The sequence below is a fragment of the Paraburkholderia tropica genome (assembly GCF_014171495.1).
Taxonomy (GTDB): domain Bacteria; phylum Pseudomonadota; class Gammaproteobacteria; order Burkholderiales; family Burkholderiaceae; genus Paraburkholderia; species Paraburkholderia tropica.
This window is the reverse complement of the sequence record NZ_CP049135.1, coordinates 1665126-1685528: the sequence shown is the minus strand read 5'-3', so window position 1 is coordinate 1685528 and position 20403 is coordinate 1665126. Positions and strand designations below refer to the sequence as shown.

The 20403-nt window shown below is 66.9% G+C and carries 14 protein-coding genes and 1 pseudogene; 9 read left to right on the top strand and 6 right to left on the bottom strand.

Annotated elements, in window-relative coordinates:
- Window positions 1-88 precede the first annotated feature (88 nt).
- Both G5S35_RS22295 and G5S35_RS22290 read right to left on the bottom strand, forming a co-directional pair.
- On the bottom strand, window positions 89-268 hold the full coding sequence (locus G5S35_RS22295; protein WP_183039025.1) for a DUF3563 family protein: 180 nt from the start codon (window positions 266-268) through the stop codon (window positions 89-91).
- A 124-nt stretch (window positions 269-392) separates the two neighbouring features.
- On the bottom strand, window positions 393-1586 hold the full coding sequence (locus G5S35_RS22290; RefSeq protein ID WP_183039024.1) for an extracellular catalytic domain type 1 short-chain-length polyhydroxyalkanoate depolymerase: 1194 nt from the start codon (window positions 1584-1586) through the stop codon (window positions 393-395).
- Window positions 1587-1857: 271 nt separating this feature from the next.
- On the opposite strand from G5S35_RS22290, the gene G5S35_RS22285 reads away from it, so the two are divergent.
- Complete coding sequence (locus G5S35_RS22285) at window positions 1858-2568, top strand: phosphatase PAP2 family protein (RefSeq protein WP_065059977.1); 711 nt, start codon at window positions 1858-1860, stop codon at window positions 2566-2568.
- Between the two features lie 89 nt (window positions 2569-2657).
- Here the strand turns inward: G5S35_RS22285 and G5S35_RS22280 are convergent, their stop codons facing one another.
- Window positions 2658-3527 (bottom strand): TOBE domain-containing protein, encoded by an 870-nt coding sequence (locus G5S35_RS22280; protein WP_065059978.1) that lies wholly within the window; start codon window positions 3525-3527, stop codon window positions 2658-2660.
- Between the two features lie 64 nt (window positions 3528-3591).
- The gene (locus tag G5S35_RS22275) at window positions 3592-5028 is read right to left on the bottom strand and encodes a CHAD domain-containing protein (protein WP_183039023.1); all 1437 of its coding nucleotides are present in this window, start codon (window positions 5026-5028) and stop codon (window positions 3592-3594) included.
- Between the two features lie 530 nt (window positions 5029-5558).
- Here G5S35_RS22275 and G5S35_RS22270 point away from each other — a divergent pair.
- Both G5S35_RS22270 and ppk2 read left to right on the top strand, forming a co-directional pair.
- Window positions 5559-5777 (top strand): HP1242/YdcH family protein, encoded by a 219-nt coding sequence (locus tag G5S35_RS22270; RefSeq protein ID WP_065059980.1) that lies wholly within the window; start codon window positions 5559-5561, stop codon window positions 5775-5777.
- A gap of 365 nt (window positions 5778-6142) precedes the next feature.
- Window positions 6143-7345 (top strand): polyphosphate kinase 2, encoded by a 1203-nt coding sequence (ppk2, locus tag G5S35_RS22265; RefSeq protein WP_074982602.1) that lies wholly within the window; start codon window positions 6143-6145, stop codon window positions 7343-7345.
- A gap of 90 nt (window positions 7346-7435) precedes the next feature.
- On the opposite strand, the gene G5S35_RS22260 is transcribed toward ppk2, so the two are convergent.
- Window positions 7436-7819 (bottom strand): tautomerase family protein, encoded by a 384-nt coding sequence (locus G5S35_RS22260; RefSeq protein WP_074982604.1) that lies wholly within the window; start codon window positions 7817-7819, stop codon window positions 7436-7438.
- A 147-nt stretch (window positions 7820-7966) separates the two neighbouring features.
- Here G5S35_RS22260 and G5S35_RS22255 point away from each other — a divergent pair.
- Window positions 7967-8086 (top strand): annotated as a pseudogene (locus G5S35_RS22255) (LysR family transcriptional regulator); the annotation flags it as partial.
- Window positions 8087-8318: 232 nt separating this feature from the next.
- A complete protein-coding gene (locus tag G5S35_RS22245; RefSeq protein ID WP_183039022.1) occupies window positions 8319-9170 on the top strand; it encodes a LysR family transcriptional regulator in 852 nt (283 codons plus the stop codon).
- Window positions 9171-9200: 30 nt separating this feature from the next.
- Here G5S35_RS22245 and G5S35_RS22240 read toward each other — a convergent pair whose 3' ends face one another.
- Window positions 9201-9935: a metallophosphoesterase gene (locus G5S35_RS22240; RefSeq protein WP_183039021.1), complete on the bottom strand. Its 735-nt coding sequence runs from the start codon at window positions 9933-9935 to the stop codon at window positions 9201-9203.
- Between the two features lie 226 nt (window positions 9936-10161).
- On the opposite strand from G5S35_RS22240, the gene G5S35_RS22235 reads away from it, so the two are divergent.
- The 4 genes from G5S35_RS22235 (at window position 10162) to glgB (ending at window position 20354) form a co-directional block, all read left to right on the top strand.
- Window positions 10162-10824 (top strand): DUF1345 domain-containing protein, encoded by a 663-nt coding sequence (locus G5S35_RS22235; protein WP_074982607.1) that lies wholly within the window; start codon window positions 10162-10164, stop codon window positions 10822-10824.
- 329 nt (window positions 10825-11153) lie between these two features.
- Window positions 11154-14672 carry an alpha-1,4-glucan--maltose-1-phosphate maltosyltransferase gene (locus G5S35_RS22230; protein WP_183039020.1) on the top strand — a complete coding sequence of 1173 codons (3519 nt, stop codon included), beginning with the start codon at window positions 11154-11156 and terminating at the stop codon, window positions 14670-14672.
- Complete coding sequence (gene treS, locus G5S35_RS22225) at window positions 14669-18145, top strand: maltose alpha-D-glucosyltransferase (protein WP_082991909.1); 3477 nt, start codon at window positions 14669-14671, stop codon at window positions 18143-18145. Before G5S35_RS22230 ends, treS begins: the two co-directional genes overlap by 4 nt.
- Window positions 18138-20354, top strand: coding sequence for a 1,4-alpha-glucan branching protein GlgB (glgB, locus tag G5S35_RS22220; RefSeq protein WP_110326669.1), 2217 nt, complete (start codon window positions 18138-18140; stop codon window positions 20352-20354). Before treS ends, glgB begins: the two co-directional genes overlap by 8 nt.
- The last annotated feature ends 49 nt before the right edge of the window (window positions 20355-20403 follow it).

The window sequence follows — 20403 nt, the reverse complement described above, 5'->3', positions numbered from 1 at the left end:
CTGGCCGCGCGATGCGGCTGGTCACACCTGCGGGGCGCCATGGTGCGCCCCGTTTGCTTTTCAGACTACTAACGCACTGCCGACTGGCTTAGCCGTAGTGGTTCATCCACGACGGTTGACGGCCGGTCTTCTCGCGATCGAGCTTGCGCATGCGGAATTCCAGGTCATAGATGTCGGCCGATTCAGACAGATAGGCTTCTTCACGCTCTTTGCGCGAAGCTTCGGCGGATTTCGTGAGGAACAGGAAGAGGCGGCTGATCAGGTACATGGTCTGGCTCCGATAATTGGGCACATGCCCGCGGAAGGAATAGAGCTATTATAGGGAAAACCCTGACTAGGGTAAACCCTGAATGTGACACGGATTGTCGCATCTGTTCAACGAACTGCCCGGATCAATCCGCGCCTTGGGCGAGCTCGCCGTCTTCGTAGTAATCGTCGCTTACGGCATCGCGGCGCCAGGATTCGAAAAAGTCCCAGATCATCGCGCTGGCGTCCGGGCCTGCTGACGAGTGGAACGGCACGCTGTCGTCGCCGCCGCTCCAGGCGTGATCGAGTGTGTTCACGCGGCACAGCCGCACCACGCTCGCGCCGTCGCGCGCGTAGTCGTGGAGCGTGTAGCCGTCGCCCTCGCTTTCGTGCGACACGACGCCCTGGCGCACGCCATGCGCATCGGCCAGATTGTTCAGACGCAGAAATTGCACCGCGAGTTGCTCCGCATTGACCGGCGCGACTACCGCGTCGGCGTCGCCCTGCACAATCAGCGCGGGCATGCCCGGATACGGACGGCCTGCCAGTTGCTCTTCAACGAGTTCGACGGGATCGTGGTGCAGCCCGCGCCGCATCACGTCGAGCGCGGAGACGCCCGAGCGCGCCTCGCCGAACGCCGGCCCCGAATGCAGCGCCACCGCCGCGAAGCGGCCCGGCGCACGCACCGCCAGCATCGATGCCAGCCCCGCGCCCGCGGACAGACCCGCCAGATAGACGCGCGAACGGTCGAAACCGTGGCGCTGCGCGAGCGAATCGACGAGCGAGATGATCGCCGTCACCTCGCCGCCGCCTGCGGGCTGACGCGCGTCATACCAGTGCCAGCACTGATGCGGATGCGCCTGCGCCGATTGCTCCGGATACAGCACGGCGAAACCGTGCTTGTCGGCCAGCAGATTCATGCGCGTGCCTTCCGCGAACGAATCCATCGTCTGTTTACAGCCGTGCAGCATGACCACGAGCGGCATGCCCTTCGTGTCGAGGCCTGGCGGGAGATACAAGCCGTAGGCGAGCGGCCGCGTCATGCTTTTGGCGAGATACTCGTCGCGGTGCCATTCGCCCGCCGCCCACGCCGCAGCACGCGGCCCGACGCGCGATTCACGCACCGGCGGCCGCGCGGGCGCGGGCGACTGCGCCACGTGCACCGCGCGCGCCACCGCTTCGCCTGCGGCATGCGCGGCATGCTGGGCGTCGCGCCACATGGTCTGCACATCCGGCGCATGCACGCCGGCTTCTCGCAACGCCTCGCGGGCGGCGCGTTTCTGGATGGCGAGCAGACGCTGCATGCCACCCGCCCATAGCTTCGTCAGATTCTTCGTCATCAGCGGCCTCGTGAAAGGGGGTCGAACACCCGAGGCGATTTGCCACGGCGATTCGTTGTGCGATGCACAATAACACCATTCCGCGCTGCCTGCAGAAATGCTCATCCGGCTGTCTGGCCGCACCGATCGGGCACTTTCGTGCAGTGCACCGCACCGGCTCATTTCGCGACGCCGCTATACTGGAAGATCACGCAACGCCATGTCGGCCTACCCGGCCGCTTGCGCGTTAAACAATGGATACCCTCTAACGCCCGCGTCACGGCGCCATGCCATGCCCGACTTACCCGCACACCTCTGGATCTCGATCACCAACCTCGGCGGCGCAGGCCTGACGTTGCCGCTCGCGCTCGGGATCGCGCTGTGGCTGCTCACCGGCTATTCATGGCGCATGGCGGCGAGCTGGCTGCTGCTGCTGGGTGCGTCAATCGGACTCGTCACCGTCACGAAGATCGCGTTTTTGGGCTGGGGCGTGGGCGTGCGTTCCTACGACTTCACGGGCCTGAGCGGACACGCCATGCTCTCCACGGCGGTCTATCCGGTCGCCTTTTTCCTGATGCTGCAAGGCAGCCGCACGGCGCTACGCGCCACGGGCGTGGCGATCGGGCTCGCGGTGGGCATCGCGGTCGGGACGTCGCGTGTGGTGCTGGTCGCGCACTCGCCGTCCGAAGCCGTGACGGGCTGCATCGTCGGCGCGCTCACCGCGCTTGCCTTCGTGGTCTATTGGTGGAAGACGCCGTCCACGCGCATTTCGGCCGCCGTAGTCACGCTGAGTCTGGCCGTGCTCGCATTCGCCGTGCACGACGTGCGCGTGCCCACGCACCGTTGGGTGACGAATCTGGCGCTCACGGTATCGGGGCACAATCAGCCGTACGTGCGCGCCAAGTGGAAAGCCAATCGCAACAGGCTCGCGCCCGGTACGCCGAACGCGCCGGTCTCGCAAACCCGCGACACGCTCACGCCGACGCTGCAACGCGTCGCCTGAGTCCGCATCGGGCATACGCGGCTGCGGCGCTCGCGCGAAGGCGCGCTCGAAACCGGCTCGAAGCCAGCTCAAGCCACCGCCAAACCACGCTATCCGGCCACGCCCAGCAGCACGCTCGACGCCTTGAACGCGGCCGTCGCGGCCACGCCCACTTCCAGTCCGAGCGCGTCCACGCTCGCCTCCGTGACGATCGCCGCGATCACCACGCCGCCCGGCAACGCCAGCGTCACCTCCGCATTCACCTCGCCGCGCCGCAGCGCGCTCACCGTCCCGCTCAGGCGATTGCGCGTGGAGAGCCGCGCCGCCTCTCCGTCCGCGCCACCGGCCACCAGCAGCACCGACGACGCCTTCACGAGCGCCACCACGTCCGCGCCCACGGCCAGCCCAAGCGACTCGGCGCTCTCGCGCGTCACGATGGCGGCGAGCGTCTGGCCGCCCGGCAGCGCGATCGACACCTCGTCGTTGACGGCGCCGCGCACGAGCGCCGTAATCGCACCGTAAAGCTGATTGCGCGCGCTGGTGCGCAGACCGAAGCGCCCGAGCACGGCGAGGTCGCCGCTCGCGCCTTCCAGCGCGCCGCCCAGCTCGCTCACGGCCTGCGCCGCGCGTTCGAGGAAACGGCGATGCTCGCGTTCGATCGCGCGATACGTGTCGATGAGGCGCAGCGCACGCGGCGTGAGCGTCGTGCCGCCGCCGCCCTTGCCGCCGGCCGCGCGCTCGACGAGCGTCTCGCCGGCGAGGTTGTTCATGGCGTCGATGGTGTCCCACGCGCCCTTGTAGCTCATGCCGACGGCCTTGGCCGCGCCCGTGATCGAGCCGGTCTCGCGAATCGCCGCCAGCAGCGCAATGCGCGCCGCACCGCCGAGCATCTGCGCGCCCGCCTGGAACCACACCGAGCCGCCGACGCCCAGCTCGCGCGCGTCAGCGTCGGGAACGGGCGGGGAAGGAAAATCGCTCATCGCGCCAACCTGGAAAGAGTTCGGATCGAGCGTCGATTATAGGTATCGCGGCAGACGCCAGGCGTCACGCGCCGCGCGACACCTTCGGCGGCGGCAACTCGCGCAGCAGCCGCTCGCCCTCCTTCGCCGTGTAACGCTTGACCGCCTCGCACCAGCCGCGCGCGAAACCAAGCTGATACGGCTCGGCATCCATGCGTTCGAGATAGCGCAGCGCGACGGCCGCGTCGTTGCCGTCGCCGAGCACGCTTTGCAGCCGCGACAGCGTGCGCGCGGTCTGCGTGCGCGTGCGGCGCGAGGTGATCGACGTGAAGAATTCGAGCGTGTAGCGCAGATATTTCGCGGCGATACGCACGCGATGGCGGCTGGCTTCGTCGATGGCGGTGAGCTTCTGTGTCTGCGCGAGGCGCTCGTAATAACGCCGCACGCGCTTCCTCGCATGCCGATACAGCGAACGTCCGTCCTCGTTCGACGCACCGGACCGACGCGCCAGCGCCGCCAGCCACTGAAGCCACGCGAGCGCCGCGTGGGCGTAACGCGGCGACGCCAGCGCCTCGCGCACGCGCGCACGCGCGGCGGCGCGTTGCGCTTCGGCCGCGTCGCGCAGCTCGTTCCAGCGCGCGGGTTCGGTGTCGGCGCCCGCGAGCGCGGGCAGCGTCGATTCGACGAACACATCGCGATCGCGCGCCTCGCCGAGCAGGCCGCCCAGCCATTTCAGCTCGGGCGCGATGTGCGTGTTCCAGACCGCGTCGCGCCAACGCGAAAAAATCCGCATCGCCGTGCGCAGTCGCCGCTGCGACACACGCATCTGATGAATGAACTCCGTGTTCGGCGAATCGCGCACGCCCGCGTCGTTGCCGAACCATTGGGCGCTGATGTTCGCGCCAATCGCGAGCAGCGCGGCCTCGGCGGTCGCCGCACCGCGCAGATCGACGGGATCGGCGTGAACGGCGGCGACGTCTCCCGCCGCGCAGCCCGCCGCCGCGCGCTCGAGCGCATCGGTCACACGCACGAAGGCCGGCAGCACGTCGACGATGTCGTGCGCGCAGGCGAACAGCGCATCGACGAGCGGTGCGGCGTCGGCGCCCTCGTCCCACGCGACGCTCACGCGCAATTCGTGCAGTTCGTGCAGTTCGCGCAATGCATTCCGTTCCTCGGCCTCGCGCGAGGGCGCGAGTGCGTCGCGCACATCGGCATCGAGCACGACCTCGGTGCTCACGCCTTCGCGCGTCCAGCGCCACGCATGGCGTTCGCCCGCGAGCGCCGCCACCGGCTCCGGTACGCCCGCCGCCGCCAGCGCTTCGCGAAAGGGCGCGGGCGCGGCGTCGAACAGTGCGCTCTCGATATCTTCGGCTTCGAGCGGCGCGTCGAAAATCGGCTCGACGATGCAGAGGCCCGGCGTGAACGTGCGGCGACGCGACACCACCACGCCATGCACCGCGCCGCGCGTCTCGACGGCGAGCCGCCAGCCGCCCCGCGCGAGCGCGCCGCCCCGATCGAACATGACGCGGCGCATCGACGCACCTGCATCGGTGGCATCGGTGGCATCAAGCGCGCAGAGCTGCGGCAACGCGGCGCTGACGATAGCGGCGAATGCGCCGGGAGCCGAGCCGCGCGAAGCGGACGCATCAGGCGAAACAGCGGAACGAGGCGCAGTGGACGAGGCGCAAGATGCGGTAGATCCGGCGGACCGGTCGGCATGAGCGGCCGGAGCGGCTGGTGGGGCGGCGCGCACGACGTCGAGCACGATTTCCAGAACGCGGGTCATTGACGCTCCGAGTTGTCGGTGGGCGGCAGGTGGGGCGGCAGAGGGGACGGCATGCAGCAAGGTCGCCAGTCATTGGAGCGGCATCCTGCGGCGGCGGCGCTGCTGTCCTGATATTACACGCGCGCCGTACGCTCTGCGCCCGACGGCATCCCCCGATTGACTCACACGATTTGTACGACTTGATAACGGTCAAAATCGCAAAAACGCGACGGTGAAACAATGCTTACATAACCTGTCGATGTTCTCCGTTCCATAAGGAGTGTTGAGTGTTTCCCGAATTCCGCGAGCTTATCTCCCACCTCAAGATTCAGGACGATCATTTCGCCCGCCTCTTCAATCGCCACAACGATCTGGACCAGCAAATCAAGAATATGGAAGCCGGCATCGTGCCCGCGAATGGCATGGCCATCGAGCAACTGAAGAAAGAAAAGCTGCAACTCAAAGATTCGCTCTATCTGATTTTGCGCAAGGCAGCAGACGCGTAAGCGGCGGCCTCCGGCAGCGTGTCGCGCGGTTGCCGGTTACCGGTTGCCAGTTGCCAGTTGCTGGCAGCCGTGTCCCGGCGGCCAGCGCCGACAACACGCGCACGCCATCGGGCGCAACCTGGCCTGGCCGCCCGAACGGCCGACCGCCTGCCGCCCCGGGCATCCGTCCTTCGCGGTATCCAACGCTTTGTCGCTATCAAGCGTTGTCCAGCGCTTTCCAGCGCCGCCTTGCGGACTCCCGAACGCTTCGTTCGCACACGTCGCGCAAGCCGCACGCGTCGCGCCTCGCGAGTCTCACCTGTTGCGCCTGTTCAATGCAGTCGGATCGATACCGGCTCACCGTTTCCGTCGAGAGAACCTGACTTATGCCCAAAATCGTTCCCAACGTTTCTTCGCTGACGCCCGCTTCCGCAGGCGCCCGCAACCGCAGCGCGCGCAATGACGACGGCCCCGCCGCGCGCCAACCGGCACTCACGCCGCTCGGCGCGGAACGCCGCACCGTCGACGACGCCGTGGAAGCCGCGACCCAGGTCATCGCCGGCGCGATGCACGATCTCGTCGTGGCCAACGGCGTTGCGCCGCCATCGGCCAATGGCGATGCGCGCAACCATGCAAACGGCGCCGAAACCGACGCCGCAGAAGTCGGCGTCGACATGCCCGCGCCGCTGCTCGACTCCATCGCCGCCCTGATGAAAGGTCTGTCGCCCGACGAAGCCGTGCAATTGCGCAGCCTCATCCTCGAAGGCCAGCCGGCCGAGTGGCGCAAGCCGCGCGCGCGTCATCCCGACGAGGAACTCTCGAGCGGCTGGCGCGACGGCGAGTATCCGTATCGCAATCTCATGTCGCGTCGCGCTTACGAGCGGCAAAAGTACCGACTGCAGGTCGAGTTGCTGAAGCTCCAGGCGTGGGTGCGCGAGACCGGCCAGCGCGTCGTCATCCTGTTCGAAGGCCGCGACGCCGCCGGCAAGGGCGGCGCGATCAAGCGCTTCATGGAGCATCTGAATCCGCGCGGCGCGCGCGTGGTCGCGCTCGAAAAACCCACCGAGGTCGAGCGGGGCCAGTGGTATTTTCAGCGCTACGTGCAGCATCTGCCTTCGGCGGGCGAAATCGTGCTGTTCGATCGCTCCTGGTATAACCGCGCCGGCGTCGAGCGCGTGATGGGCTTTTGCTCGCCCGCCGAATACACCGACTTCATGCAGCAGGTTCCGGAGTTCGAGCGGCAGTTGATCCGCAGCGGCATTCACCTGATCAAGTTCTGGTTTTCGGTAAGTCAGTCCGAGCAGCGCCGCCGTTTCAAGGAGCGCCGCGTGCATCCGCTCAAGCAGTGGAAACTCAGCCCCGTCGATCTCGCCTCGCTCGACAAATGGGACGAGTACACGCAAGCCAAGGAAGCGATGTTCTCGCAAACCGATACGGCAGACGCGCCCTGGACCGTCGTGCGCTCGGATTGCAAGAAACGCGCGCGTCTGAACGCCATGCGCTACGTGCTGCACAAACTGCCGTATGCGAGCCGCGAAACCGAGTCGATTGGGACGGTCGATCCGTTGCTGGTGAGTCGGGCGCTTTGAGGGTTTGAGGGGTTGTCTCGGTCGAGAGGCCAGCCAGGAACGCGCCGCGGGAAACTGCGGCGCGTTTTTCTTTGGCGCGTGGTGCGACGCCTACGTCGCATACTGCGCCGCCCCGTTCCCAAACGACCAGTTCTCCCGCGCGACATCGACGAGATTGATGAACACATCTTCGCGCCGCACGCCCGGATCGCGCGCGAGGTTTTCCGCGATCTGCGCGAACAGCGCTTTCTTCTGATCCTGCCCGCGCGTATTGCTCACGGCAATCTGGATCATCACGATGTCGTCGCTGCGTTCGATGTCGAGGTAGTGGCGGCCGAACACGAAATTATCGGCATCGTGCTCGGTGACGATCATGAACTGGTCGTCCTCAGGCGCCTTGAACACTTCCATCAGCGCGAGATGCACGCCCTGCATCAAGGCTTTGCGATAGGTTGCGGGCTTGCCGGCGCGCACGGCGATTCGGGTGAACGGCATGTCAGTCTCCTTCGAGGTCAGTGGGAACCTGCGTCGGTGGCAACGGTGCGAACCACTCGCACCGTCACGTTCGACATGACATCAGCTTAGTCGCCGTCTATCATAATAAACAGATATCACTCCATATTTCATCCATTTACGTTTGAAATGAAACCGCTCGATCTCGATGCTGTGCGCGCCTTCGTTCTGGTCGCCGAATTGCGCAGCTTCACGCGCGCGGCCGACGCGCTCGACACCACGCAATCCGCCGTGAGCCTCAAGCTCAAATCAGCGCGAGATGCACGCCCTGCATCAAGGCTTTGCGATAGGTTGCGGGCTTGCCGGCGCGCACGGCGATTCGGGTGAACGGCATGTCAGTCTCCTTCGAGGTCAGTGGGAACCTGCGTCGGTGGCAACGGTGCGAACCACTCGCACCGTCACGTTCGACATGACATCAGCTTAGTCGCCGTCTATCATAATAAACAGATATCACTCCATATTTCATCCATTTACGTTTGAAATGAAACCGCTCGATCTCGATGCTGTGCGCGCCTTCGTTCTGGTCGCCGAATTGCGCAGCTTCACGCGCGCGGCCGACGCGCTCGACACCACGCAATCCGCCGTGAGCCTCAAGCTCAAGCGGCTCGAAAGCCATCTGGGCCGCCAGTTGCTCGAACGCACGCCGCGCGTGGTGCGGCTCGCGCCCGACGGTCACGCGTTCCTGGGTCCCGCGCGCGATCTGCTGGGCGCGCACGAGCGCGCGCTCGGCACCCTCAGCGGCGGCGCGCGGCGGCTGTCGCTCGGCCTCAGCGAGCATGTCGCCGACGCGCAGCTCGCGCGCCAGCTTGCGCTGTTGCGCGCGCACGATCCCGGCCTCGTGATCGCGCTGCATCTCGGTCTGAGCGCGCAGTTGCTGACGCAATTCGACGAGCGGCGGCTCGACGCGGTAATCGTGCGTCAGGAAGCCGACGAAGCGCCGCGCGGCGACGCCCGCACGCTGTTCGAGGAGCCGCTCGTCTGGCTCGCCGCGCCGGAATGTCCGTGGTCGCCCGGCACGCCGCTGCCGCTCGCGCTGCTCGCCGGTCCCTGCGCCGTACGCGCGGCCGCGATCGCGGCGCTCGATGCGGCCGATATCGCGTGGAACGAGGTGTTCGTGGGCGGCGGCGTGGCGGCCGTCGGCGCGGCGCTGGAGGCGGGACTGGCGGTATCGGCGCTGGCCCGGCGCGTGGCGCCGCGCACGCTCGTCGACGTGGGCGCGAAGTTCGGTCTGCCGCCGCTGCCGGTTTCGCGCGTGTCGCTGTTTTCGCGCGTGCGTGATCCGCGCTCGGCGGCGACGCTGCAATTGCTGGCTTCGAGTCTGGGCGCGGGCTGAGCGCCCGCAAGATGGATCGACGAGGCGAATTCAGGGCAGCGCCAACGCCGCCGCGCCCTGCTCGCGCGCCGCCTGGGTCGACACCGACCAGTTGCCCAGCGACAGCGCCTCGACCATCGTGAGCCGTCCTTCGGCGATGTACGCGCCCGTGTCGATATACATCTGCGAGCCGATCTGGCGCGGCTCGCGCATCGGCGTATGGCCGCAGTAAGTCAGCGAAAGCGCGAGACTCGCGGGCGTGCCCGCGTTGAAGGCGAGTTCGCGGCCCCAGAGCATGCGCTCGCGCACGTGCTCGTTGAACTGGCCGGCGTCGAGTTCGGTGTCGTCGCCGAAAAATTCCGCGTGCAGCACGTTAAAGCGCGCGCCGCCTTCGCCGACCGTGCGCACCAGCGGCAACTGGCGCAGGCGCTTCGCGTACAGCGCCAGCACGCGTTCCGGCACGTGCTGCGCCCAGCCGCCGCCAATGCCGTACCACTGATGGCGCGGCAGCCGCCCTTCGACGACCGCGCACAACGCGTCTTCGTGATTGCCGAGCACGGCGTAAAACCACGGCTTGTCGAGCAGCGTGAGCGCCTCTTCGCACTGCTCGCCGCGATCGATCAGGTCGCCGACCGAAAACAGGCGATCGGTCGTGGCGTCGAAATTCACTTCGCGCAGCAGGAAGCGCAAGGCATCCACGCAGCCGTGCAGGTCGCCCACGACAAAGTCGCGGCCGGCCTCGTTGCTGGCGTGATGCTGAACTTCGGTGGCGAGAGTGGGCGTCATCTTTTCATCATAGCGCCAGGCGCGCGCGATGTATGCGCGCCAATTATCGTTTCCTGGCGCTTTTTTCGGCCGCCTTCGCGCACGGTCGGGCGTGATGCCGTCCGTCTGCCAGCCCGCCCCGCGTCGGCACACCCTGGCCGCGATCCACGAGATCACAGCGCGACGCGCGCCTGGTTAGAATCGCGGCAACACCGCGCGTATTCCCCGCACATTCATCAGGGCATCGATGCCAATGAAGGTCTATCCGCAAGTTTTGCGTAATCGCCCGCACATGATGATCGGCCTCGTGCTGGGCGTGCTGATCGGCGCGCTCGTGCCCGCGTCGATCCAGCCGGTGGCGCGCGTGCTGGTCGGCTGGGACGTGGCGATCTGGACCTACCTCGTGCTGATCTGGATTCACATGATGCGCACCGACGAAACCAGCGTGCGCCGCAACGCGCAGCGCGAGGATCAGAACGCGGGCACGGTGCTCATCCTGCTGTGTACGGCGACGGTGGCCAGCATCGTCGCGATCGTGCTCGAACTCGGCTCGTCCAAGGACCTGCACACGGCCTCGAAGGTGCTGCACTCGCTGCTCACGGGCTTCACGCTGATTGGCGCGTGGTTCCTGATTCCCACCCTATTCACGCTGCATTACGCGCGCGTGTATTACGGCTCCGATCGCGAATCGCCCGCGCTCGCGTTCCCCGACGCCAAACTCCAGCCGGATTATTGGGACTTCCTGTATTTTTCCTTCACGATCGCCTGCGCTTCGCAAACCGCCGATGTCGGCCTGCGCGGACGCAGCGCGCGGCGCAGCGTGCTCGCGCAATCGATTCTGTCGTTCTACTTCAACGTCGCCGTGCTCGGGCTGTGCGTGAACATCGCGGCGAGCATGGTGGGGAACTAGACCGGCATCGATTGCAATCCCTGCGCAATCCATGCGCAATCGGTGCGCATTGGCGCGCGCGCCGCCGCGCAGGAAACCGGCGTCGCCGCCAGCCGGCTTGGCGGCGCGGCGATCGCGCGTCACAGGCACATGCCTTGCTGAATCCCGCATCAAGTCGCCGCGCGTCGCCGACGCTTTGGTTCCGGCCTGCTCTTGCACTACATTGAACAGGACACGCGCCATCGCCCGGCCCCGCGCGGCCCGCCCCGGCAGCCCACGGGCAACGTGATCGCATCCGGTGGTATTTCGGCCCTGCATCCACGCTGTCCGACGTATCTGGAATACGACCGATGGAACCTCCTCACGCCTATGCGCCGCGGATCTACTTCGTCCATTCCGTCCTTGCCGGGCCGCTCGACGCGTGGCCCGCGCATTTCGCGCATGCGGCCTCACTGGGCTTCGATCATGTCCTGATCGGCGCCCTGTTCGCGCCAGGCCGCTCGGGCGACGACCGCATCGTCGCCGATCATCAACGTCTGCATCCCGCGTTCGGTTCGCCGGAGCCGGTGCTGGACGCCGTGCGCCGGCTCGCGAGCGCCGCGCGCGAACGCGGCCTCACGCTGCTCGCCGATCTGACGCTCGACCGCGCGGCCGCCGACGGCGCGCTCTATGCCGGGCATCCGGAATGGTTTCATCCGTTCGAGCCCGAGGACGCGCGGCTCGATCCGCGCCACGGCCATCGCGACGCGAACGTCGCCTATGCCGATTTCGAACGCGCGGGCGCGCCGCTCGCGGTCTGGTGGACGCAGTTCGCCACGCGGCTCGCCGATGCGGGTCTCGGCGGCTTTCGCATCGACTCGCCGCATCGCGTGCCCGCCAACGTGCTGCGCGCGATCTTCGACGGCGTGCGCGCGAGCCGTCCGCAAACGCGCTGGCTCGCCGCCACGCCAGGCCTCGCGCGCGACGCCATCGCGCAACTCGAACACGCGGGCTTCGACGCCGCGTTCACCTCGCTGCGCTGGTGGGACTTCTCGTCGAGCTGGATGGTCGAGGAGCACGAGGTGGTGCGCCGCGTGGGCTCGCCGATCGCGTTTCCCGAAGCGCCGTACGGCACGCGCTTCATCCACGATCTCGACGGTGCCACCGACGCGCGCGCGGTCGAGCGCGCCTACCGGCGCATGTTGCGCACGGCGGCGGCCACGGGCACCGGCTGGCTCGTGCCGATGGGCTTCGAATACGGCGTGGAAGAAGCCAGTGGCCACGGCGGTCCGCACGCGCACGATTACGGTGCACGCGAACCAGCGCTGAGCTGGCAGGAGATGAAAGCACGCGGACCGTTCGATCTCTCGGCCGACATCGCGCACGCGAACGCCTTACAGCGCGAAACCTTCATCCTTCAGACCAAGGGCGAACTGCGCGCGCTCAACGGCCCCGGCGCGCCGGTCGCCGCGTTGCTGCGCGGCGATCACGCCGATCTGCGCGACGCAGGCGAAGCGCTCCTCACGCTCGTGAATCCCGCACTCGCCGCGCCGGTGCGCGTGAACATGGCGCATCTGCTGGCGGGCGCGCCCGGCGGCTTCACGCGCTTCGAGCCGCTCGACGCGCAGTCGCTGCGCGGCGTGCGCGAACGCTCGCCGCGCGACGCGAGCGCGATTCCCCCGACGTTCACGCTGCCCGCGGGCGCGTGCTGGATGTTCCGCGCGCTGGCGACGCCGCTCGTCGCGCTCGCGCCGCCCGAGGATCTGGCGAAGTCGCCGACGAGCGGCCACAAGAGCGTGATCGAAGCGATCGCCGCGCCGCGCATCGCGATCGAAAGCGTGTGGCCGTCCGTCGATCACGGACGCTTCGTCGCCAAACGCATCGTGGGCGAGCAATGCGAAGTGCGCGCCGCGATTTTCGCGGAAGGCCACGACCGCATCGACGCCGCGATCCTCTGGCGCGCCGCCGACGAAACCGCCTGGCACGAATCGCCGATGAAACCGCTGCCGCCCGCCGGCACCGACCTCTGGAGCGGCACGTTCCCGCTCGAACGCGTGGGACGTTACGAATTCGTCGTGATTGCGTGGCGCGACGACTTCGCCTCGCTCGCCGTACATCTGCAAAAGAAGCGCGACGCCAACCAGCCGGTCGATCTCGAACTCGAAGAAGCGAGCCGCCTGCTCGCGCTCGTGCTCGCGACCGCCGACACGTCGGACGATCACAGCGAAGCGCACCTGCAAACCCGTGCGGCGCTCGACGCGCTCGTCAAACGCTTCGTGAGCGCCGACACCGACACGCGCTGCGCGCTGCTGGCCTTGCCCGCCACGGCCGCCGCCGTGCGCGCCGCGAATCACCGGCCGTTCCTCTCGCGCGACGCCACGGTGCAACGCGTGGACGCCGAGCGCGCCGCTGCGCGTTTCGCGAGCTGGTACGAGATCTTCCCGCGTTCGATGAGCGACGACGAAACGCGCCACGGCACCTTCGACGACGTGATCGCGAAAATGCCGCGCATCCGCGACATGGGTTTCGACGTGCTGTATTTCCCGCCGATCCATCCGATCGGGCTCGCGAACCGCAAGGGCCGCAACAACGCGCTGAACGCGCAGCCCGGCGACGTCGGCAGCCCGTACGCGATCGGCGCGGCCGAAGGCGGCCACACCGCCGTGCATCCGGAACTGGGCACGCTGGAAGACTTCTGCCGCATGCTCAACGCGGCGCACGCGCACGGCCTCGAAATCGCACTCGATTTCGCGATTCAATGCTCGCCCGACCATCCGTGGCTGAAGGCGCATCCGGGCTGGTTCGCGTGGCGTCCCGACGGCACGCTGCGCTACGCCGAAAATCCGCCGAAGAAGTATCAGGACATCGTCAATCCCGAGTTCTACGCGCACGACGCCAAGCCCGAACTGTGGCTCGCGCTGCGCGACGTGATTCTGTTCTGGGTCGATGCGGGCGTGCGCATTTTCCGCGTCGACAATCCGCATACGAAACCGCTGCCGTTCTGGGAATGGATGATCGCCGACGTGCGCGCGCGCCATCCCGACGTGATCTTCCTCTCCGAAGCCTTCACGCGTCCGCGCCTCATGTACCGGCTCGCGAAGATCGGCTTTTCGCAGTCGTACACATACTTCACGTGGCGCGAATCGAAGCGCGAGTTCATCGACTATCTGACCGAACTCACGCAGAGCGAAGTGCGCGACTTCTACCGGCCCAACTTCTTCGTCAACACGCCCGATATCAACCCGCGCTATCTGCAAAGCGGCGCGCGTTCGATCCACCTGATCCGCGCCGCGCTCGCCGCGCTGCTCTCGGGATTGTGGGGCGTGTATAGCGGCTTCGAATTGTGCGAAGCGCGGCCGCTGCCCAACAGCGAAGAATATCTGGATTCCGAAAAGTATCAGCTGCGTGCGTGGGACTGGAACCGGCCCGGCAATATCGTGGCGGAAATCGCGTCGCTCAATCGCATCCGGCACGCGAATCCCGCGCTGCAATCGCATCTGGGCATCACCTTCCTCGGCGCGCACAACGACAACGTGCTGTGCTTCGAAAAGGCCACGCCGGCGCGCGACAACGTGATTGTCGTCGCGATCAACCTCGACCCGTGGAACGAGCAAGGCGCCGATATCGAACTGTCCTGGGACACCTTCCAGGCCTGGCAGATCGACGATCACGCGCGGCTCGCGGTCGTCGACGAAATGAGCGGCGAGCGCTTCGAATGGCAAAGCCGCTGGCAGCACGTGCGGCTCGATCCGCACGCGCGGCCGTTCGCGATCTGGCGCATCGCGCCGATCGACGGTCTGCCGCGCGACACCCCGCCCGACGCACTCGACGAACCGGTCGAAGGCCACCCCGAATTCAACGCGGACTTCCCTCCCGGAGGAGCCACATGAAACGCGATCCCGCTTCGCACGAGGCGCCGCCGAATCCGGACGCCGCGCCGGTCTCGGACCCGACCGCGCAGCACGACGACGAGCACGGCCATCGGGCGCACGCCACGCAAAAGCGCGGCAAGCCCTCGCCGCTCTCCGACGACCCGCACTGGTACAAGGATGCGGTGATCTATCAGGTGCACGTGAAGTCGTTCTTCGATGCGAACAACGACGGCGTGGGCGATTTCGCGGGCCTGCTTTCCAAGCTCGATTACATCGCCTCGCTCGGCGTGACCGCGATCTGGCTGCTGCCGTTCTATCCGTCGCCGCGCCGCGACGACGGCTACGACATCGCCGACTATCGCAACGTGCATCCCGACTACGGCCAGCTCGCCGACGTGCGCCGCTTCATTCAGGAAGCGCACGCGCGCGGCATGCGCGTAATCACCGAACTGGTCATCAATCACACCTCGGATCAGCATCCGTGGTTTCAGCGCGCGCGGCGCGCGAAGCCCGGCTCGAATCATCGCAACTACTACGTGTGGTCCGATACCGATCAACGTTATCAGGGCACGCGCATCATCTTCATCGACACGGAGCCGTCGAACTGGACGCACGATCCCGTCGCGGGCGCGTATTACTGGCACCGTTTCTATTCGCACCAGCCCGACCTGAATTTCGACAATCCCGCCGTGCTGCGCGAAGTGCTCCAGGTGATGCGCTTCTGGCTCGACATGGGGATCGACGGATTGCGGCTCGACGCCGTGCCGTATCTGGTCGAACGCGAAGGCACCAACAACGAGAACCTGCCCGAAACGCATGCGATTCTGAAGAAGATTCGCGCGACCATCGACGAGCATTATCCCAATCGGATGCTGCTCGCCGAAGCGAATCAATGGCCCGAGGACGTGCAGGAATATTTCGGCAACGAAGACGAATGCCACATGGCGTTCCACTTTCCGCTGATGCCGCGTCTGTACATGGCGATCGCGAGCGAGGACCGCTTTCCGATCATCGACATCATGAAGCAGACGCCGGATCTGCTGCCCAGTTGCCAGTGGGCGATTTTCCTGCGCAATCACGATGAACTCACGCTCGAAATGGTCACCGATTCCGAGCGCGACTATCTCTGGAACACCTATGCGAGCGACCGGCGCGCGCGGCTGAATCTCGGCATTCGTCGCCGTCTCGCGCCGCTCATGGAACGCGACCGCCGCCGCATCGAACTCATCAATTCGCTGCTGCTCTCGATGCCCGGCACGCCCGTGATCTATTACGGCGACGAACTCGGCATGGGCGACAACATTCACCTCGGCGACCGCGACGGCGTGCGCACGCCGATGCAGTGGTCGTCGGATCGCAACGGCGGTTTTTCGCGCGCCGATCCCGAACAGCTCGTGCTGCCGCCGCTGATGGGCTCGCTCTACGGCTACGATGCGATCAACGTGGAAGCGCAAAGCCGCGATCCGCATTCGCTGCTCAACTGGACGCGCCGCATGCTCGCCACGCGCCGCTCGAAGCAGGCGTTCGGGCGCGGCACGATCCGCTTTCTGCGGCCCGCGAATCGCAAGATCCTCGCGTATCTGCGCGAGATGCCGGGCGAGCCGTCCATTCTGTGCGTCGCCAATCTCTCGCGCGCGCCGCAAGCGGTCGAACTCGATCTGTCCGAATTCGCCGGCACCGCGCCTGTGGAAATGACGGCCGATTCGGTGTTTCCGCCGATCGGCCAGTTGCCGTATCTGCTGACTTTTCCGCCCTACGGTTTCCTGTGGTTCCTGCTGTGTCCGGGCAGCCAGCGTCCGTCGTGGAGCCAGCCGGCGTCCGAGCAGTTGCCCGAATTCGTGACCGTGGTGATCCGCGAAGGACAGACCGGCGCCACGCCCGAAAACGTGCGCCTGCTCGAATCGGAAGTGCTGCCGTCGTGGCTGTCGCGGCGTCGCTGGTTCGCGTCGAAAGACAAGCCGCTGCGCTCGGTGCGGCTCGCGGCGCTCACGACCATCACGGGTGCGGGCTTCGCGTTCACGGAGATCGAAGCCGAACTCGCCGACGGCGCGACCGAACGCTACGTCCTGCCGATCGCGATCACCTGGGGCGCGGACACCACCACGCCGCTGCACATCCAGCTCGCGCTCTCGCGCGTGCGGCGCGGGCGCACGATCGGTTATCTGACCGATGCCTTCGCGCTGCCGTGGTTCGCCTACGGCGTGCTGCGCAAGCTGCGCGAGCGCGCGCAGGTGCCGACCGTGCAAGGCAGCACGATCCGTTTCGAGCCGACCGATCGCATCGAGGAACTCGATCTCGGCGATGAACCCGAGATCCGCTGGCTTGCCGCCGAACAGAGCAACAGCTCGCTGATCATCGCCGAAACGCTGGTGCTCAAGCTCGTGCGCCGCCTGATGGCGGGCGTGCATCCGGAAGCGGAAATGAGCCGCCATCTGACGAAGCTCGGCTATGCGAACACCGCGCCGCTCTATGGCGAAGTGGTGCGCGTCGATCCGCAAGGCGTGCCGCATACGCTCGCGATCCTGCAAGGCTTCATCGACAACCAGGGCGACGCGTGGGAATGGGCGCTCGATTATCTGCGCCGCACGATCGACGAACTCGCGCTCGCCGCCGACGACGGCGAAACCGGCGAGCAGGATCAGGCCCACGAAGACGAGGTGATGCAGAACTACGCCGCCGTGATCGGTGCGATCGGCAAGCGTCTGGGCGAACTGCACGCCGTGCTCGCGCTGCCCGACGACGACGAAGCCGATTCCGCCTTCGCGCCCGAGGCCGCGACGCCTGACGACGTGCGCCAGTGGGTCGGCGACGCGCGCAAGATGCTCGTGACGGCGCTCGACATCGTGGCGCAGCATATCGGCGACGACGACCACACGCTCGACGCCGACACGAAGGAACTCGCGCGCAGCCTGATCGAGCGCCGCGACGCGCTGCTGGCCAACGTGGACACGCTCGTGCCGCTCGACGCCGCCGCGTGGCGCATCCGCATTCACGGCGACTTCCATCTGGGCCAGGTGCTGCTCGCGCAAGGCGACGCGTATCTGATCGACTTCGAAGGCGAGCCCGCGCGTTCGCTCGAATACCGCCGCACGAAGCAATGTTCGCTGCGCGACGTCGCGGGCCTGTTGCGCTCGCTGTCGTACGCGAACGCCGCCGCGCAATCAACGACCGAAAGCGCGCCGCAGCAGATCGCCGAGCGCAAGCGCGCGCTGTTCGAGCGCTTCCGCGGCCACGCCGCCGAAACTTTCCTGAGCCAGTACCGCGCGGCGGTCGCCAACGCGCCGCTCACGCTCGTCGGCGCATCGCACGAACAGGCGCTGCTCGACCTGTTCCTGATCGAGAAGGCGGCCTACGAGATCCGCTACGAAGCGGCCAACCGGCCTTCGTGGCTGGGCCTGCCGGTGCGTGGCCTCGCCGCGCTCGCGAGCCGTTTGCTCGGCCAGACGCCAACCCATACTCACACTCACACGGGAGGAAGCGGACATGCCTGAGCGCGCCCCGGACGCCGGCCTGCATCATCACGACATCGACGCGCTGATCCACGCGCGTCATCGCGATCCGTTCGCCGTGCTCGGGATGCATTGGGTCGACGGCGCGCCATACGTGCGCGCATGGCTGCCGAACGCCTCGCGCGTGCGCGTGCTCGCGCGCGACCGCGCGCATACGCTCGGCGAACTCACGCGCGTGCATCCCGCCGGTTTGTTCGCCGGACCGATCGCGGAAGGCGTGGCGTATCGGCTCGATATCGACTGGCATGGCGTGGCGCAGGAAGTCGAAGATCCCTATTCGTTCGGCGCGCAACTGCCGCAGGAAGCGCTGCATCGACTCGCCGACGGCGACCCGTATGCCGTGCTCGAATGCCTCGGCGCGCGGCCGCTCGTCTACGACGGCGTGCCGGGCGTGCGCTTCGCGCTGTGGGCGCCGAACGCGCAACGCGTCTCCGTGGTCGGCGACTTCAACGCGTGGGACGGACGACGCCATCCGATGCGGCTGCGTCACGAAGCGGGCGTGTGGGAACTGTTCGTGCCGCGCGTGGCCGCGGGCGCGCGCTACAAGTTCGAGATCCTCGGCGCGCGCGGCGAGGTGTTGCCGCTCAAGGCCGATCCCTGCGCGTTCCAGACCGAAGCGCCGCCCGCCACGGCGTCGGTGGTCGCGCCCGTGGACGCGCTCGATCATTTCGCCTGGCACGATCACGACTGGCTGCAAGGGCGCGCCGAACGCCAGAACGCGCGCGCGCCGATCTCGGTGTACGAAGTGCATGCGTCGTCCTGGCTGCCCACGCAGGGCGCCGACGCGCCCGCGCCCGACTGGCGCGCGCTCGCCGACCGCCTGATTCCCTACGCGCAGGGCATGGGCTTCACGCATCTGGAATTGCTGCCGGTGGCCGAGCATCCGTTCGGCGGATCGTGGGGTTATCAGCCGCTTTCGCAGTTCGCGCCCACGGCGCGTCTCGGCTCGCCGCTCGACTTCGCGGCGTTCGTCGACCGCGCGCACGAAGCCGGGCTCGGCGTGATTCTCGACTGGGTGCCCGCGCACTTTCCGAACGACGCGCACGGCCTGATCGAATTCGACGGCACCGCGCTCTACGAACACGCCGATCCGCGCGAGGGCTATCACCCCGACTGGAACACGATGATCTACAACCTCGGCCGCCGCGAGGTGAGCGCGTTCCTGATCGCGTCGGGGCTCGCGTGGCTGATGCGCTATCACGTCGACGGCCTGCGCGTCGACGCCGTCGCTTCGATGCTCTATCGCGACTATTCTCGCGCGCAGGGCGAGTGGGTGCCGAACATGTACGGCGGCCGCGAGAATCTGGAATCGATCGCCTTCCTCAAGCGCCTCAATCACGAAACGCAGTACGTGCCGCAGCGGCCCGGCGTCATCACCATCGCCGAAGAATCGACCGCGTGGCCGGGCGTGACCGCGCGTCCCGAGGACGGCGGCCTCGGCTTCCAGTTCAAGTGGAACATGGGCTGGATGCACGACACGCTGCACTTCATGCACGAAGACCCCGTGCATCGCCGCTATCACCATCACGAGATGACGTTTGCGATGGTCTATGCGTGGTCCGAGCGTTTCGTGCTGCCGCTCTCGCACGACGAAGTGGTGCACGGCAAGGGCTCGCTGCTCGGCAAGATGCCCGGCGACCGCTGGCAGAAGTTCGCCAACCTGCGCGCGTATTTCGGCTTCATGTGGGCGCATCCGGGCAAGAAACTGCTGTTCATGGGCGGCGAGTTCGGCCAGATGGCGGAGTTCGATCACGACGGCACGCCGCACTGGAATCTGCTCGACGACCCGCTGCATCGCGGCGTGCAAGCACTGGTGCGCGACCTCAATCGTCTTTATGCCGACGAACCCGCGCTGCACGTGCTCGACACCGAGCCGGGCGGTTTCGAATGGCTCGTTTCCGACGACAGCGAGAACAGCGTGCTCGCGTGGCGGCGCGTCGACGGCGCGGGCAACGAGATCGTCGTCGTCTGCAATTTCACGCCGGTGCCGCGCCACGGTTATCGCATCGGCATGCCGCAGCCGGGGCAGTGGGAAGAAGCGCTCAACAGCGACGCGGAAGTCTACGGCGGCGCGAACATCGGCAACGGCGGGCTGGTCTCGACCGAACCGGTGCCGAGCCACGGCCGGCCGCAATCGGCGGCGCTCGTGCTGCCGCCGCTCGGCACGCTGATCCTGCGCTTGCGACGTTGACAGGGGCACACGCGAAGTTCATCAGGAATCCGATGCAATACAAGAATCA

What these genes read in the sequence shown, in the direction of transcription:
- G5S35_RS22295 (WP_183039025.1), bottom strand. Translation starts at nt 268, where the DNA reads ATGTACCTGATCAGCCGCCTCTTCCTGTTCCTCACGAAATCCGCCGAA.
- G5S35_RS22290 (WP_183039024.1), bottom strand. Translation starts at nt 1,586, where the DNA reads ATGACGAAGAATCTGACGAAGCTATGGGCGGGTGGCATGCAGCGTCTG.
- G5S35_RS22285 (WP_065059977.1), top strand. Translation starts at nt 1,858, where the DNA reads ATGCCCGACTTACCCGCACACCTCTGGATCTCGATCACCAACCTCGGC.
- G5S35_RS22280 (WP_065059978.1), bottom strand. Translation starts at nt 3,527, where the DNA reads ATGAGCGATTTTCCTTCCCCGCCCGTTCCCGACGCTGACGCGCGCGAG.
- G5S35_RS22275 (WP_183039023.1), bottom strand. Translation starts at nt 5,028, where the DNA reads ATGTTCGATCGGGGCGGCGCGCTCGCGCGGGGCGGCTGGCGGCTCGCC.
- ppk2 (WP_074982602.1), top strand. Translation starts at nt 6,143, where the DNA reads ATGCCCAAAATCGTTCCCAACGTTTCTTCGCTGACGCCCGCTTCCGCA.
- G5S35_RS22260 (WP_074982604.1), bottom strand. Translation starts at nt 7,819, where the DNA reads ATGCCGTTCACCCGAATCGCCGTGCGCGCCGGCAAGCCCGCAACCTAT.
- G5S35_RS22245 (WP_183039022.1), top strand. Translation starts at nt 8,319, where the DNA reads ATGAAACCGCTCGATCTCGATGCTGTGCGCGCCTTCGTTCTGGTCGCC.
- G5S35_RS22240 (WP_183039021.1), bottom strand. Translation starts at nt 9,935, where the DNA reads ATGACGCCCACTCTCGCCACCGAAGTTCAGCATCACGCCAGCAACGAG.
- G5S35_RS22235 (WP_074982607.1), top strand. Translation starts at nt 10,162, where the DNA reads ATGCCAATGAAGGTCTATCCGCAAGTTTTGCGTAATCGCCCGCACATG.
- G5S35_RS22230 (WP_183039020.1), top strand. Translation starts at nt 11,154, where the DNA reads ATGGAACCTCCTCACGCCTATGCGCCGCGGATCTACTTCGTCCATTCC.
- treS (WP_082991909.1), top strand. Translation starts at nt 14,669, where the DNA reads ATGAAACGCGATCCCGCTTCGCACGAGGCGCCGCCGAATCCGGACGCC.
- glgB (WP_110326669.1), top strand. Translation starts at nt 18,138, where the DNA reads ATGCCTGAGCGCGCCCCGGACGCCGGCCTGCATCATCACGACATCGAC.